The organism is Streptomyces rectiviolaceus (assembly GCF_039533825.1).
In the GTDB taxonomy this organism is placed as follows: domain Bacteria; phylum Actinomycetota; class Actinomycetes; order Streptomycetales; family Streptomycetaceae; genus Streptomyces; species Streptomyces rectiviolaceus.
In genome coordinates this window covers 19,788-35,333 of the sequence record NZ_BAAAUG010000074.1, presented here as the reverse complement: position 1 = coordinate 35,333, position 15,546 = coordinate 19,788, and the positions used below count along the sequence as shown (strand labels likewise).

The 15,546-nt window shown below is 71.8% G+C and carries 12 protein-coding genes; 4 read left to right on the top strand and 8 right to left on the bottom strand.

What is annotated here, in order from left to right:
- The 3 genes from ABD378_RS21295 to ABD378_RS21285 form a co-directional block, all read right to left on the bottom strand.
- The coding region (locus tag ABD378_RS21295) for a phosphohexomutase domain-containing protein (RefSeq protein WP_486389302.1) at nucleotides 1–697 on the bottom strand (697 nt) is incomplete at its 3' end.
- Nucleotides 698–879: 182 nt separating this feature from the next.
- Nucleotides 880–2,496: an L-lactate permease gene (locus ABD378_RS21290; protein WP_344522526.1), complete on the bottom strand. Its 1,617-nt coding sequence runs from the start codon at nucleotides 2,494–2,496 to the stop codon at nucleotides 880–882.
- Between the two features lie 185 nt (nucleotides 2,497–2,681).
- On the bottom strand, nucleotides 2,682–3,056 hold the full coding sequence (locus ABD378_RS21285; protein ID WP_030793262.1) for a DUF3499 domain-containing protein: 375 nt from the start codon (nucleotides 3,054–3,056) through the stop codon (nucleotides 2,682–2,684).
- Nucleotides 3,057–3,400: 344 nt separating this feature from the next.
- Between ABD378_RS21285 and ABD378_RS21280 the strand changes: the two genes are divergently transcribed.
- A complete protein-coding gene (locus tag ABD378_RS21280) occupies nucleotides 3,401–3,862 on the top strand; it encodes a metallopeptidase family protein (RefSeq protein WP_344522525.1) in 462 nt (153 codons plus the stop codon).
- Between the two features lie 88 nt (nucleotides 3,863–3,950).
- Here the strand turns inward: ABD378_RS21280 and ABD378_RS21275 are convergent, their stop codons facing one another.
- From ABD378_RS21275 to ABD378_RS21265, 3 genes are all read right to left on the bottom strand, one after another.
- Complete coding sequence (locus tag ABD378_RS21275) at nucleotides 3,951–5,450, bottom strand: DUF5719 family protein (RefSeq protein WP_344522524.1); 1,500 nt, start codon at nucleotides 5,448–5,450, stop codon at nucleotides 3,951–3,953.
- The gene (locus tag ABD378_RS21270) at nucleotides 5,447–9,124 is read right to left on the bottom strand and encodes a glycosyltransferase family 2 protein (RefSeq protein ID WP_344522523.1); all 3,678 of its coding nucleotides are present in this window, start codon (nucleotides 9,122–9,124) and stop codon (nucleotides 5,447–5,449) included. The genes ABD378_RS21275 and ABD378_RS21270 overlap by 4 nt, the downstream gene beginning before the upstream one ends.
- Nucleotides 9,125–9,316: 192 nt before the next feature.
- A complete protein-coding gene (locus tag ABD378_RS21265; RefSeq protein ID WP_016642094.1) occupies nucleotides 9,317–9,580 on the bottom strand; it encodes a WhiB family transcriptional regulator in 264 nt (87 codons plus the stop codon).
- Nucleotides 9,581–10,292: 712 nt separating this feature from the next.
- Here ABD378_RS21265 and ABD378_RS21260 point away from each other — a divergent pair.
- Genes ABD378_RS21260 through ABD378_RS21250 form a run of 3 tightly spaced genes read left to right on the top strand, consistent with a single transcriptional unit; the run spans nucleotide 10,293 to nucleotide 13,111 of the window.
- Nucleotides 10,293–10,808: a cysteine dioxygenase gene (locus ABD378_RS21260; RefSeq protein WP_344522522.1), complete on the top strand. Its 516-nt coding sequence runs from the start codon at nucleotides 10,293–10,295 to the stop codon at nucleotides 10,806–10,808.
- Between the two features lie 33 nt (nucleotides 10,809–10,841).
- The gene (cofD, locus tag ABD378_RS21255) at nucleotides 10,842–11,798 is read left to right on the top strand and encodes a 2-phospho-L-lactate transferase (RefSeq protein WP_344522521.1); all 957 of its coding nucleotides are present in this window, start codon (nucleotides 10,842–10,844) and stop codon (nucleotides 11,796–11,798) included.
- A complete protein-coding gene (locus ABD378_RS21250; RefSeq protein ID WP_344522520.1) occupies nucleotides 11,795–13,111 on the top strand; it encodes a coenzyme F420-0:L-glutamate ligase in 1,317 nt (438 codons plus the stop codon). Before cofD ends, ABD378_RS21250 begins: the two co-directional genes overlap by 4 nt.
- Nucleotides 13,112–13,247: 136 nt before the next feature.
- Here the strand turns inward: ABD378_RS21250 and ABD378_RS21245 are convergent, their stop codons facing one another.
- Entirely contained in the window at nucleotides 13,248–14,258 is a 1,011-nt protein-coding gene (locus ABD378_RS21245) for a DNA-3-methyladenine glycosylase family protein (protein WP_344522519.1), read from the bottom strand.
- A 159-nt stretch (nucleotides 14,259–14,417) separates the two neighbouring features.
- Nucleotides 14,418–15,500 carry a mannose-1-phosphate guanylyltransferase gene (gene manB / locus ABD378_RS21240; protein WP_344522518.1) on the bottom strand — a complete coding sequence of 361 codons (1,083 nt, stop codon included), beginning with the start codon at nucleotides 15,498–15,500 and terminating at the stop codon, nucleotides 14,418–14,420.
- Nucleotides 15,501–15,546 lie beyond the last annotated feature (46 nt).

Here is a 15,546-nt window from a genome sequence, read left to right as displayed (position 1 = left end):
CACGCACCCGCTTCTGCAGATCCACGATGTTGGCCGGGTCCAAGGGGTTGGCCTCGTGGTTGGGGAACGTGCCGTCCAGCTCGAAATACATCGGCACCAGCGTGAGCGGCAGGCCCTCGAAGACCGTCGGCACCGTGTGCCCGCCCATGCCGTTGCCCGCGTCCACGACGACCTTGAGGGGGCGGCTGGAGGTCAGGTCCACCAGACCGCGCAGATGCGCCGCGTAGTCCTTGAGGGTGTCGCGCCCGGTGAGCGTGCCGGGCGTGGCCGCCGGCTCCGGGGCGCCGGACTCCGACCAGCCCTCCACCAGGGCACGGATCTCGGCGAGGCCGGTGTCCTGGCCGACCGGGGCGGCGCCCGCGCGGCACATCTTGATGCCGTTGTACTGCGCGGGGTTGTGCGAGGCGGTGAACATCGCGCCCGGCAGATTCAGCGCACCCGACGCGTAGTAGAGCTGGTCCGTCGAGCACAGGCCGATCTCCGTGACGTCGACGCCGAGCGCCGCGGCACCGCGCGCGAAGGCGCGGGAGAGGCCGGGCGACGACGGCCGCATGTCGTGACCGGTCACGATCGCATCCGCGCCCGTCACCTTCGCGAAGGCCGCACCGAACAGCTCGGCCAGCGACTCGTCCCACTGGTCCGGGACCACCCCGCGCACGTCGTACGCCTTCACGATCTGGGACAGATCAGCAGTCACGGCCAACCCTCTCTGCAGGTTCTGCGAGTTCAGCGGTTTCGGAAAGCACTCATCACGTACTCATCAAGCACTCATCGCAAGCACTCGTCGAGTACGCATCAAGTACTCGTCGGTCACCCCCAAACTACCCGCAACAGCTGACAACCAGCTGTGAGCAGCGGCAAGCCGCCGTCAGGCTCACCTCACGGCAGCATCCAGCCGAGCACCACCGTGCTCTGCCCCACCACGATCAGACACATCACCAGCAACAGGCCGAGGCTCCAGGGCAGCACCTTGCGCAGCAGATCGCCCTCCTTGCCCGCGAGTCCGACCGCCGCGCACGCGATCGTCAGGTTCTGCGGGGAGATCATCTTGCCGAGCACACCGCCCGAACTGTTGGCGGCGGCGAGGAGTTCGGGCGAGAGCCCGGACTGCTGGGCGGCCGTCACCTGGAGCGCGCCGAAGAGCGCGTTGGCCGAGGTGTCGGAGCCGGAGACCGCGACGCCGAACCAGCCGAGCACCGGCGAAAGGAAGGCGAGCCCCGCGCCGGCCGCCGCCACGAAGTGGCCGATGGTGGCGGCCTGCCCGGACAGGTTCATCACGTACGCGAGAGCGAGCACGGAGGTCACGGTGAGGATCGCGAACCGCAGTTCGTGCACGGTCGCCAGCCATTCCCGCACCGCCACGCGCGCGTGCACGCCGATGACGGCCGCCGTGCCCACACCGGCGAGCAGCACGAGCGTCCCGCCCGTCGCCACGAGCGGCAGCGAGAAGAGGTTGCCGCCCACCGGCTCACCGTCGGGAGCGGCGACGTTCAGGAACGGCCAGTCGAAGGTCTGCGTCGCCTTGGCCAACAGGTCTTTCACCGGCGGGATTTGAGCGAACGAGAAGATGGCGACGATGAGCGCGTACGGGGCGTAGGCGCGCAGGATCTCGGGGCGCGGGTCGTCGTGGTCCAGGTCTTCGCTGCGTACGCCGGTCAGGACCGCGACGCGTACGGGCTCCGCGGCGGGCTTGCGCGCGCTCGGCACCGCCATCAGCGCGCCCGCTCCGGCCAGCGCCGCCCCGATGTCGGCCAACTGGGCGGAGACGTAGTTGGAGGCGGCGAACTGCGCGACGGCGAAGGCGAATCCGCACACCAGGGCGGGCACCCAGGTCTCGCGCAGACCGCGCCGCCCGTCCACGAGGAAGACCAGGAGCAGCGGTACGACCAGAGCGAGCAGCGGGGTCTGGCGGCCGACGACCGAGGCAACGGTGTCCAGCGGAAGCCCGGTGACCTGCGCGAGCGTCACGACGGGGGTGCCCATGGCGCCGAAGGCGACGGGCGCGGTGTTGGCCACGAGGGCGACGACCGCGGCCTTCACGGGGTCGAAGCCGAGCGCCACCAGCATCACCGCGGAGATCGCGACGGGCGCCCCGAAGCCGGCGAGCGCCTCCAGGAGCGCCCCGAAGCAGAAGGCCACGACGAGTGCCTGGATGCGCGGATCGTCCGAGAGCCGTCCGAAGGAACGGCGCAGGATGTCGAAGTGCCGGGTGCGGACCGTCATCCGGTACACCCACAGGGCGTTGACGACGATCCACAGGATGGGGAAGAGCCCGAAGAGGGCTCCTTGCGCGGCGCCGGACGCGGTCTGGCCGAGCGGCATCCCGTACGCGACCCAGGCGACCAGGGCGGCGACGCCGAGGCCGATGAGGCCCGCGTGGTGGGCCTTCATCCGGACGGCGCCGAGCAGGACGAGAACGGTGAGGAGGGGCAGGGTCGCGATGAGGGCGGACAGGCCGAGCGAATCGGCCACGGGCTCCAGCTGCTGCACGTACACGGATGGCTCCCCGGTTTCCGTGATGCGGAAAGTGATCTCTCACGAGTGGGGGAATGGTCGTGTCGGCGACATGGGCACGTCAATGGGTCGCGCGTGAGAAGTTGTTCAGAAATCAACGATAGGAATCGACGACAGGAGACGACAGGAATCGACGACGGGGGTCTACGGAGAGGGCCGCTCAGGAATCAGGAGTCCGGTGAGCGCAGCACCCGCAGATGGCCGCGGCGCGCGACCTCCATCGGATCCGCCCTGCGTGCTCCGCCGCCGGCCTCCGCCGCGCGCTCCTGCGGGCGGGCCGCCTCGCGCACCGCGTTGGCGAGCGCTTCGAGGTCGTCACCGCTGGGGCGGGCCGGACCGGAGGCGTCGGCGAGCCGGACGACCTCCCAGCCGCGGGGCGCGGTGAGGCGCTCGGAGTGCTCGGCGCACAGGTCGTAACAGTGGGGTTCGGCGTAGGTGGCGAGGGGGCCGAGGACCGCGGTCGAGTCGGCGTAGACGTACGTCAGCGTCGCGACGGCGGGACGGCCGCAAGCGGTGCGCGAACAGCGACGTACAGGGCTCACGATGTTGGACGGTACCGCACTCTTGAGCGGGCCGCGACGACTCTCCGCGAGGTCACCCCACCGTGTCGTGCTGTGATCCCCGCCACGGCGCGCTCGCGCGACGCCTCGCTGACCTGCGGTGACACAAGAGGCCTGGGTGACCAGTGGTGTTGAATCCGGTCACCACTTGGCGCAAATCCCGTCATTCATCGCGAGATCGACGGTCCAGGAGAGATACGGAATCGGGCCCAAGGCTGGCCGGAATGGTCATCGGGCGACATGGGCGCGCGCCGCACAGAAGCCGTACAGAAGCCAGGCGGAAGCTGTGCGGAAACGGCGATCTCGAGGACTACTCTTCGTCAGTGATGGACGACCCCGTACAGCCCCGCACCGCAGACCCGAGGCCCCGCCGCCGCGACCGCCACGGCAGGGGCATGCGCGGCCCCGTCGCGCCGCCTCAGGTGCCGCTGTCCGCCAGCCGCGCCGAGGTCTTCACCGACCTGGTGCAGGACTCCGTGGAGCGCATCGAGCGTCGGTGGCCGCAGCTGAGCGAGATCGAGTTCCTGGTGCTCGAGGTTCCCGCGCTGGGGCGTGGCGGCGGTGCGGGCGAGGACGACTGGAGCGACGACGTCGTGCCGCTCGGGGGCACGATCGAGGCCTCCGAGGATCGGCCCGCCCGGGTGGTCATCTACCGGCGCCCGGTGGAGATCCGGACCAAGGGACGCGAGGAGCGGGCCGCGCTCGTCCACGAAGTGGTGGTCGAGCAGGTCGCCGAGCTCCTCGGGCTCTCGCCCGAGTCGGTGGACCCGCGGTACGGGGAAGACTGACGCTCCCCAGCTCCCCAGCTCCCCGACTCCCCGGCTCCCCCGCCAGGCCCGGCACCCGGCACGGGCACCGGCACCCGGCCGCGCAGGCCTACTTCTGCAGCACCTTCAGATCCTGTTCCGCCTTCGGCACCGACACCGTTCCCCTGTCGTCCGGCATGGTCTGGACGGTGAACATCGGGACGCCGTCCTCCGGGGCCTCCAGCATGCGGGAGGCGTAGACATCCGCCCCCGACACCGGTTCCACCGTGAGCGCGTACGTGCCCTTGAGGCCGCTCGGGACGGGCGGCTTGATCCCCAGCGTCGTGCCGCCCTTGACCGAGTACGTCTTGCTCGTCGACGAGCCGCCCTCGCTGCCCTGAGACGCCGTGACCCGCACCTTCCCGGTCTTGCCGGGGGCGACCAGCGACAGCGTGGAGCCCTTGGCCCTGTTGTCGGCCACCGTCGCGCGCGTGCCGATCGCGTTCGTGGCGGGGATGAACGCCGTCTCCTGGTCGGCGCCCTTGCCCCGGGTCACGCGCAGGGCCGCCACCACCGGCGCCGCGTCCTCGGTCGGCGTCAGGATCAGTGAGCCCGCCTCGCCCTTGGTGACGTCGCCGAGGTCGACGGCGGTCGTCATGCCGGACTTGACGTGCAGGTTCGCGTGTCCGGCCGGGCTGATCGAGCCGGAGGGGGCGGCCAGTTGGACCTTCAGGTCGGCGTCGTCGGCGCCGGGCGCGAAGGCCACGAGACGTACGGACGTGGCGTCCTTGGGGATGCCGGGCAGGACCACGCGGCTCGCGGGATCGGCGGACGCGGGCAGCCAGTCGCCGCCGAGCTTGTCGTCCGATGACTGCACGGCGGCCGCGACCCGGCCGCTGCGCGCGGTCACGTGCATCGTCAGGTTGGTCTGCTCCTTGGGCGAGAGCGTGGACAGCAGGACCGGGACGCTGGAGTGCGGCTGGACCTGGATCGCCTCCCCCACCTCGGTCTTGATGCCGCCGTCCTTGCCGTACAGCTCGATGTCGACGACGGCCGCCGAGTCGTCGGGGTTGGTCAGGTGGACGTAGTCGCTGCGGTCCTCGTCGGTGCTCGCGCCCGGGAACCAGAAGTCCGTGTCGGGCGCCGTGCAGTTGGCGCCCTGGATGCCGCGTCCGCTGCCCACCGAGTACTTGGTGGTCTGCTGGACGGTCCAGCCGGGGGCCAGTTTGCCGTCGGCGGTGCCGAGCAGCGCGGGTGAATCCCCTCCGGACTCCTCGCCGGTGACGGGCTTGCCCGGTGCCTTCGGCGTCAGGAAGGGCTTGACGGCTTCCTTCTTGTCCTTGCCGCCACCCTTCGGGGCGTCCGTCAACTCCCTGGTGGCGGGCAGCAGTTCCGCCTTGCCCGCGTCTCCGGAGTTCTTGCCCTCGGGCGTGAACGCCGTGTACGAGGTCTCGGCGAGGTCGGACGAACTGGGCACCGGGCAGAGCAGGCTCGTGCGCTCGACGGGCAGCCGCGCGGCCGCCTTCGCGCCGTCGTCGCCGCTGCCGTCGGGCGCGTTGGCCGCGGCGTGTTCGGTGACGGCGGCGAGCGCGGCCGCGGTGGCGATCAGGGACTGGGTCGTGCGGTTCACTGCTGGCTCCCGTCGGGGCGCTCACTGTCGGTGCCGTGCGGCGGCTGCGGGGGCTGGGGCGGCATCGGGGGCTGCTGCCCGTACATGGCGTCGTACGACTGCCCGTACTGCTCGCCGCCGCCTTGCGTGCCTCCGTAGGCGTACGGGTCGTACTGGCCGCCCTGGTAAGGGTCCTGATACGCCAACTGGTCAGCCTGGTCGTAGGCACCCGCCGGATACTGCGCGTCCTGGTACTGCTGCTCGCCTTGGTACGTGCCGTAGTCGGCGCCCGGCTGGGCGGGGGCCTCCCACTCGTCGTACGACTGCGACTGCTGCTGCGGCACCGCCGCGTAGGCCTCCTCCTCCGGAGGAGGGGGCGGCGTACCGGCGTCGTCCTGACCGGCGCCTGCCTGCGCGGCGTCCTGCTCGGCCTGAGCGGCCCGCAGCCTGCGCGCCCTGCGCCCCTCGCCCTCGACCGGCTGGGCCGGGATGACGGGCTCGTCGGGGAGGTCGTCGTCCACGTCACGGCGGCGTCCGGGAAGGGCCATGACCACCAGGACCACGGCGAGCGCGCCCTGGGCCCACAGCCATCCCGTGTGGCCGGCGGGCGATTCGTGGACGACGTCCAGGCGGCCGCCCGATGCGGGCAGGTCGAAGCCCTGCGCCCAGCCGTCCAGCGTGGTCCTGGTCAGCGGGCGGCCGTCCAGGGTCGCCGTCCAGCCGTCGTCGGCCGCGTCGGCGAGCCGCAGGGTGCGGCCCTCGTCGCCGGACGGGATGTTCGTGTGCAGCTCTACGGGGCCCGCGGCGACCGGCAACGGGTCGCCGGACGCTGGCACGATCGCGGCGCGCGCGACCTGCCGGTCCACGCGCCACAGGGCGCTGCCGTCCTCCTGGCTGAGCCGGGTGAGGCCGGGCGTGGAGTCCAGGGTGCGGTTCATCTGGCGGGGCGCTCCGTCGCGTACGAGGACGTAGCGCACGGCGAAGCCGCCGAGCTGGTCGGCCTGGTCGGCGCCGGAGCCCGCGAGGAGCCTGGCGACGATCTTGTCGAGCTGCTTGTTCGAGCCGCCCGCGTCGGCGAGCTCGGCGTCACCGAGCCGGGCGCCCGATCCGCGCACCAGCGTGTACGCGACCTGGGCGGCCGAGTCGCTGTCCAGGACGAGCGTGCGGGCCTGGTCCTGCGTGCCGCTCTCCTCGGCGACGAACGCGGGCACCTGCACCGGGTCGCGCCGCTCCAGGGGACCGTCGGCGCCCCGGATCATCCACCCGGCGGCGACGAGCAGCAGCCCCGCCGCCGCCGCGAAGGCGATGAGGACGGCGACCGGCTGGCGCCAGCCGAAGCTCTGCTCGGCGACACGCGTGCGTGCACCGTCGGCGCCGAGCGCGGCAGCGGCCAAAAGCGCGATGCCGTAGCCGAGGGTCGCGGGGCCTGCCCACGCCGAGCTGTTCGAGAGCGCCGCGAAGACCAGCGAGACCAGCGCGACGACCCAGGCCGTACGGACCGCGGACTGCCGCTCCGTGCGCATCAGCGCGGCCAGTGCGGCGAGCACGATGCCGATGAGCAGCAGCCCGTCCACGGTCCCGGGGCCGCCGGGGCTGCCCCCGAGCAGGTCGAGGCCGGTCGCGGAGCCTGTGCCGAACTCGAGCCCCGCCTCTCCGAAGAAGCCGAAGGGCAGCAGCGAGAGCGACCAGGGCGCCAGGATCAGGAGCGGGGTCCCGAGCGCGGCGAGGAAGCGAAGGCCGTACGCCGTGATGTCGCCCCTGCGCACCACGAGGAGCGCGAGGCCGAGCACCAGGGCGATCGGCCACACGATGGGCGTGAAGGCGGTGGTGAGCGTCAGGAGCAGGGCGAACGCCCACGAGGCGCGCCAGCTCCCGCGGTGGCCCGCCGAAGAGGTCAGTCCGCTCGCCGCGATGCCCGCGCGCGCCATGAGCGGCAGCAGGATCGCGAGGACGGCGGTGCCGATGCGCCCGCCCGCGAGCGCGCCCGTGGCGGCCGGCAGGAAGGCGTAGGCGACCGAGGCCCAGGCGCGAAGGAGGCGCGACTCGACCAGCGGCCGTGAGGCGAAGTAGGCGGCGAAGCCGGCCAGCGGCACCGAGCCGACGAGCAGCACCGTGACCGCGAGCCCGGTGGACCCGAACAGCAGGGTGGAGAGCCCCGCGACGAGCGCGAGATAGGGCGGCGCCGACTGCGTGCCGCCGGTCCCGACCGGGTGCCAGGCGTCGAGATAGCGCGCCCAGAGGCCCGAGGAGTCGCCGGGTGCGGGGAGCAGCGCGCCGCCCGCGAGCGCACCGCTGCCGAGGAGTTCGCGGCAGGCGATGAGCGAGGCGAATAGCAGCACCACGAAGACCATCGGTCCCGGCTTGCGGGCCATGCGCTTGAGCCGCGCGAACTGCTCGACCTGGAGGAAGTCCGCGTCGTCTCCGCCGGGGCCGGACTCGACGGCGCCGTGCCGCCCCGCGCCGGTGACGGCCTCGGGGTCGGAGCGGCCGACGACATTGCCGGCGAGCTGTTCGACGGTGGCGCGCACGGTGGCGCCCGGCGGCGGGAAGAGCGGCCTCATCTCGGCCGGTTCGAGCGCCGGCTTTCCGCGCTGCTTACGGGCGCTGACGATCCGTCCGGGCCGCAGCAGCGTCCCCAGGAGACCGGCGACCTCGTCGACCGCCTGGCCCGGGACCTTGCCGACCAGATACGCGAGGGTGCGCAGCAGGGTGCCCACCACGAGCCGGAAGAGCACCCAGGGCAGCACGGCCGTACGGGCGTTGACGAGCAGGGTGTAGGCGGCGCCCGCCTTGTCCACGCGGTGCGGCGACGTCGACGTACGCCCGACGCAGTCGACGGTGCGGCGCTCGCGCGAGGAGGCCTCGGCGTGCCGCACGACGGCTTCGGGGGCGATGAGGACGCGGTGTCCTGCGTTCTGGGCGCGCCAGCACAGGTCGACGTCGTCCCGCATGAGCGGCAGGCGCCGGTCGAAACCGCCGAGTTCGTCGAAGACATCACGCCGGATCAGCATGCCCGCGGTGGACACCGAGAGCACGGGCCGTACGTGGTCGTGCTGGCCCTGGTCCTGCTCGCGCCGGTCGATGCCGGTCCAGCGGCGGCCGCTGTTGGCGATGGAGACGCCGACCTCCAGGAGCTGGCGGCGGTCGTACCAGCCGCGCAGCTTGGGGCCGACGATCGCGACGTCCTTGCCGATCTCGCGTTCGTTCTCCACGGCGCGGAGCAGTTCGAAGAGGGCGCCGGGCTCGGGCGCGCAGTCGTCGTGCAGCAGCCACAGCCACTGCTCGGGCTCGCCGTGCGGCAACTCCGGGAGGTCGTAGGCGTCGTCGCGCCAGGACCGGCTGACCGGGTCCCAGCCGCTGGGGCGCTTCAGATAGGGCAGCTCTTCCGGGGTCAGCACACCGGCGATGCGGTTCGCCTCGTCGACGGCGGTGCCGAAGCCGGAGCGCCGGGCCAGGTGCAGGACGCGGTCAGGGCCGAGTGCCTCGGTGACCAGGCGGGCGGAGTCGTCCGCGCTGCCGGTGTCCGCGGCCACGGCGTTCTGCACCGGGCGCTCCTGGCCGAGCAGGCCGGCCAGGGCGTCGGGCAGCCAGCGGGCGCCGTCGTGGGAGACGATCACGGCGGTGACGACGTGCCGCGGGAACTCAGGGGCGGCAGCGTCGTGGTGACTGGCTGCCGGATGGCTGTGCACGGACATCGAGGTACGGGCCCCGGTTCGATGGACTGCGGTGGACGCCTGCGCTTCATGGGGGCGCCGGGGCGTCTCGGACGGGGCCCCACACTAACGGCTGGCATCACAACAGCCCGCCGCCTGTGGATAACCCACGGGCGACGGGCTGTTCCTTACGTAGGGGTGTGTGCCGTTTGTTCGGGCGGAACCAGCTGGTGTTCAGACGGCGGCCTTCTTCAGACGGCGGCGTTCGCGCTCCGAAAGGCCGCCCCAGATACCGAACCGCTCGTCGTTCGCCAGTGCGTACTCAAGGCATTCCGAGCGAACCTCACAGGCGAGACAGACCTTCTTGGCCTCTCGCGTGGAGCCGCCCTTCTCGGGGAAGAAGGACTCGGGATCGGTCTGGGCGCACAGCGCGCGCTCCTGCCAGCCGAGTTCCTCGTCCGCGTCCTCGACCAGCAGTTCCTGAACCAGCTCGGTCATGTGCGCCCCTCGTCTGTCTGTGCGTCCCCGTGGTGCTTGCCGTTACCGATTTCGGCTGAACGACACGAGTGAAATTACAAGTGTGCCGATCCGGGCCAGTCAAGCCGAGATCTGCTATTGGGCCCCTTATTCACCCTGCGGAACCAAGGTAATGCGGAAAGTGTTCAAATCGGCATAAACCAAGACACCCGCCAGCGGCCCATCCTGACGCGCCCCGCGGCCGTCCTCATCAGGGAAGGACGTCACGGAGATCGATCCCGTTGCGACCGGTCCACCGAAGCGAAGGGGATCACATTCGGGTCACGGGATCACGACGGGGTTTACGCGCCGGTTGATGCGCCATGTGTCCGGTGCGCCCGGCGCACAAACCTTTCCCCTGAGAGAGCAACCGGATGAGGTGAAACATATCCCACATAGCGGACATAGAGTTGACAGGGAAGGTGTGAGCCGCTGTTCTAGTGGGCATGCTCGCAAACTTGGCACTCTCGACGACCCGCACCAGCGGGCTCCTCGGTGCTGTCCACGCGCGCTGTCGCTGTTCCTGCTCCAGCTGTTGAGCCAACCCGCTTCCAGCTGTTGAGCCCGCTCCGGCGCTTCATCGCCCGAGCCGCTTCACCTTCTTTGAACTTGTAGCCCCCTTCTGTTCCCTCCTGTTTCCCTCGCATTTGCTCCCTAGCGACTCCTGGCACTCACGTTGAGGAACCACCGCACCATGAACAGCGACAGCGACCTCCAGATCGCCGGCGACATCCTCGAAGTCACCCACCTCCTGCAGCCCGCCCGCGAGCACCCGGCCACCGTGGCCGAGTTCGTCGGCCTGGCCCGCACCATCGCGGCCGACCGCGCGCAGTGGTCCCACCTCGTCGAGTACGACGCGACGAGCCGGTGGTACCACCGCCTGCGCACCGGACCGGGATACGAGGTCTGGCTGCTCTCCTGGGTGCCGGGACAGGGCAGCGGACCGCACGACCACGGCCGCTCCTCAGGCGTACTCACGGTCCTGGAGGGTGAGTTGACCGAGCGCACGGAGCGCGGTCAGCGCGCGCTCGGCGCCGGCGCCCAGCGCGTGTTCGCGCCCGGGTACGTCCACGACGTGGTCAACGACGCCCTGGAACCGGCCGTCAGCCTGCACATCTACTACCCCGGCCTGACCGACATGCCGATGCACGCGGCGCAGTGCGGCGTTCAGGACACCGCCCCGGCGGCCGGAGATGTCGTAACCGCCTGACACGTTGTCGTACCTGCCTGACATGCTTGGCCCATGCGCATTGTGGTCCTGGCCGGCGGTATCGGCGGCGCCCGTTTCCTCCGCGGGCTCAAGAAAGCCGCGCCTGACGCGGACATCACGGTCATCGGCAACACCGGTGACGACATCCACCTGTTCGGGCTCAAGGTCTGCCCCGACCTCGACACCGTGATGTACACCCTCGGCGGCGGCATCAACGAAGAGCAGGGCTGGGGACGTACGGACGAGACGTTCAAGGTCAAGGAAGAACTCGCGGCGTACGGAGTCGGACCCGAGTGGTTCGGCCTCGGCGACCGGGACTTCGCCACGCACATCGTGCGGACCCAGATGCTGGCCGCCGGATTCCCGCTGAGCGCGGTGACACAAGCGCTGTGCGAGCGGTGGCAGCCCGGCGTGCGGCTCATCCCGATGTCGGACGACCGCGTCGAGACGCATGTCGCCGTCACGGTCGACGGCGAGCAGAAGGCCGTGCACTTCCAGGAGTACTGGGTGCGCCTTCGGGCGTCCGTGGACGCGCACGCCGTCGTGCCGGTCGGCGCGGACCAGGCCAAGCCCGCACCCGGCGTCCTCGAGGCGATCGCCGACGCGGACGTCGTGCTCTTCCCGCCGTCCAACCCCGTGGTGAGCGTCGGGACGATCCTCGCCGTGCCCGGCATCCGCGAGGCCATCGCCGACGCGGGCGTGCCGGTGGTCGGGCTGTCCCCCATCGTCGGGGACGCGCCCGTGCGGGGCATGGCCGACAAGGTGCTCGCCGCGGTGGGCGTGGAGTCGACGGCCGCCGCGGTCGCCGAGCACTACGGGAGCGGGCTGCTCGACGGGTGGCTCGTCGACACGGTGGACGCCGGGGTCGTGGAGCGGGTCGAGTCGGCGGGGATCCAGTGCCGGGCGATTCCGCTGATGATGAGCGACATCGACGCGACCGCCGAGATGGCGCGTGCGGCGCTCGCCCTCGCGGAGGAGGTGCGGGCGTGAGCGCTTCCGGTGCCGGGGCTTCGCCGTCCTTCCGCGTGTGGGCCGTCCCCGGGCTGCCCGAGGTGCGGCAGGGGGACGACCTCGCCAAGCTGATCGCCGCGGCCGAACCGGGGCTCGCCGACGGTGACGTACTGCTCGTCACCTCGAAGATCGTCAGCAAGGCCGAGGGGCGGATCGTCGCGGCGAGCGACCGCGAGGCGGCCATCGACTCGGAGACCGTGCGGGTCGTGGCGCGGCGCGGAACCCTGCGCATCGTCGAGAACCGGCAGGGTCTTGTGATGGCCGCCGCCGGTGTCGATGCCTCCAACACGCCTTCCGGGACCGTGCTGTTGCTGCCCGAGGACGCCGACGCGTCGGCGCGCGCGGTGCGGGACGGGCTGCGGGACGCGTTGGGCGTGGACGTGGGGGTCGTGGTCACGGACACCTTCGGGCGGCCCTGGCGCAACGGCCTGACCGATGTCGCCATCGGGGCGGCGGGTGTGCGGGTCCTCGATGATCTGCGGGGCGGCGTCGACGCGTACGGCAATCCGCTGAGCGCGACGGTCGTCGCCACCGCGGACGAGCTGGCCGCCGCCGGTGATCTCGTCAAGGGGAAGGCGGCCGGGCTGCCGGTCGCGGTGGTCCGCGGGCTGCCGCACGTCGTCGGGGAGACCGGCGAGGGCGCCCGGGTCATGGTGCGCGACTCACGTGACGACATGTTCCGGCTCGGGACGTCCGAAGCCGTCCGGGAGGCGGTGACGCAGCGGCGGACCGTGCGGGAGTTCACGGACGAGCCGGTGGATCCCGGCGCCGTGCGGCGGGCCGTCGCCGCTGCGGTGACCGCGCCCGCGCCGCATCACACGACGCCTTGGCGGTTCGTCCTCCTTGAGTCCGAGGACTCGCGGGTGCGGCTGCTCGACGCGATGCGGGACGCGTGGGTCCGCGACCTGGAGCGGGACGGGAAGTCTTCGGAGTCCATCGCCAAGCGGGTACGGCGGGGCGATGTGCTGCGCAAGGCGCCCTACTTGGTGGTGCCCTGCCTGGTGATGGACGGCTCCCATACGTACGGGGACGCTCGGCGGGACGCCGCTGAGCGGGAGATGTTCGTGGTCGCGGCCGGGGCCGGGGTGCAGAACTTCCTTGTCGCGCTGGCCGGGGAGCGGCTCGGCTCCGCCTGGGTCTCGTCGACGATGTTCTGCCGGGATGTCGTCCGCCGGGTTCTGGAGCTGCCGGATTCCTGGGACCCGATGGGCGCGGTCGCCGTCGGGCACGGGGCGGTTGCGCCTGGCGCTCGGGCTGTGCGGGATGCGGGGGACTTCGTCCTGTTGCGGTGAGGGGGCTCGCCCCTGGGCGTTGGGCGTTGGGTGGGTGTTCCGTTGCTTTTCGGCTGCGGGGCTGTGGGGGCTTGGCGCGCCGTTCCTCGCGCCCCTTACGGGGCCGTTTACGGGGGCCGTTTACGGGGGCCGTTGCTCAGAGTTTGGCTATGTCGAACTTTGGCATGCCTGGCTTTCTGCGGGGCGGGGTGCGGCCGCTCAGGAGGATCAGGCGGGCCGCTCGGTGGCGTTGGCCCGCGTAGGGCTCCAAGAGGGCCAGCATCGCCTCGTCGTTCGCCGTGCGGTCGCCTGCCAGCGCGTAGCCGATGATCCCCGGCAGGTGCAGGTCGCCCACCGTGACCGCGTCCGGGGCGCCGTTGCTGCGCTGGATCGTCTCCGCCGACGTCCATGGGCCGATGCCCGGGATCAGTTCCAGGCGGGCCTGGGCCTGCGGCGGGGCCATCGCCGCCGCCTCCTCCAGGCGCGCGGCCACTCTCGCCGCTCGCAGGATCGTCGACGCGCGTTTGTTGTCCACGCCCGCCTTGTGCCACTCCCACGACGGGATCAGGGTCCAGGTCCTCGGGTCCGGCATGACGTGCAGGCGGAGCTGGGCGGGGGCCTGGCCCGGCGCCGGTTCGCCGTACTTGCGGACCAGGAGGCGCCACGCGCGGTACGCCTCGTCCGTCGTGACCTTCTGTTCCAGGATCGACGGGATCAGGGACTCCAGGACCAGGCCCGTGCGGATCAGGCGGAGGCCGGGTCGGCGGTGCGCTGTCGCTGCGAGCAGGCGGTGGCGGGGGGTGAAGTCCTCGGGGGCGTCCGACTCGCCGAGCAGTTGCGGAAGTTGGTCCAGGAGCCAGGTCGCTCCCGGCCCCCAGGCCTCGGCCTCCACCGTGTCGCCGCGCTGGGCCACCCGGAGCGTGCCGGGGCCCTCCGGGGTGCGGCTTGCCCGCCAGGCCGAGCCGTCGGGGGTCACGCGGAACGTGGGGTCCGCGGGGCCCCTTCGCAGGGGGCCCAGGGTCAGGCCCAGGTTCAGGGGGTAGGGCGGGGGCCAGGTGCGGGTCTTGCCCGTCGTCGGTTGGTGGGGCCTGGGGTGGGGGGTCGCCGTTTCGCCGCCGCGCACTGTGGTGCGGGTGGGGGTGGAGCGGGGGGCGAAACGGGATGACATCTGTATGAGGGTAGGGGCTTTTTTGTCCCCAACCCCGCCCCTTCCCGACTGTGACATTTGCGGCTCCGCCGCGGGCCGCTCTGGCGCGGGGGCCTTGCGTGCCGTCATCGCCGGCTGCGCCGAGCTCGTCCTCAAACGCCGGACGGGCTGAAACCGCCTCTACTGGTCCGACGAGAACCGCACCGCCCCCGCCGGCAGCCTCGCCCCGCACCACACCCGTACCCCGTCCCGGAGCTCGTTGTCGGCGCCGACGTCCGCGCCGTCGCCGATCACCGCGCCCGCGAGGACCGTGCGTGCGCCCACTCTCGCGCCCGCGCCGATCAGGGAGTCCGTGATCACCGCGTTCGGTTCGATGACCGCGCCCGCGAGGACCGTGCTGCCGTCCACCCGTGCGCCCTCGCCGACCACCGCGTCGTCGCCGACCACCGTGCCGCCGGTGAGCTTCGCGTCCGGGGCGACCGTGGCGGTCGGCAGGACCAGGCTGTCGCCGCAGCGGCCGGGGACGGCGGGGGACGGGGCGCGGCCCAGGACCAGGTCCGCCGAGCCGCGTACGAAGGCCTGGGGCGTGCCCAGGTCCAGCCAGTACGTCGAGTCGACCATGCCCTGGAGGTGGGCGCCGGAGGCGAGGAGGTCGGGGAACGTCTCGCGTTCGACCGAGACGGGGCGGCCTGCCGGGATCGTGTCGATGACCGAGCGCCGGAACACGTACGCACCCGCGTTGATCTGGTCGGTGACGATCTCCTCGGGGGTCTGCGGCTTCTCCAGGAAGGCCTGCACCCTGCCCGTCCCGTCGGTCGGCACGAGGCCGTACGCGCGGGGGTCGTCGACCTTCGTGAGGTGCAGGGAGACGTCCGCTCCCGAGTCTTCGTGCGTCGTGACCAGGGCCCGGATGTCCAGGCCCGTGAGGATGTCGCCGTTGAAAATCAGCACCGGGTCGTCGGGGGCCGAGGTCAGGCGCGATGCCACGTTGCGGATCGCGCCGCCCGTGCCGAGGGGCTCGGTCTCCGTCACGTACTCGATGTGGAGGCCGAGCGCCGAGCCGTCCCCGAAGTACGGCTCGAAGACCTCGGCGAGGTAGGAGGTCGCCAGGACGATGTGCTCCACGCCTGCCGCGCGGGCCCGCGCCAGCTGGTGGGTGAGGAACGGGACGCCCGCCGCCGGAACCATCGGCTTGGGGGTGTGCACCGTGAGCGGACGCAGCCGGGTGCCCTTGCCGCCGACCAGGAGGATCGCTTCTGTCACCTGTCGTCTCTGCTTCCTGCTGGGGCCGGCCTGACTTGAGTCGCGG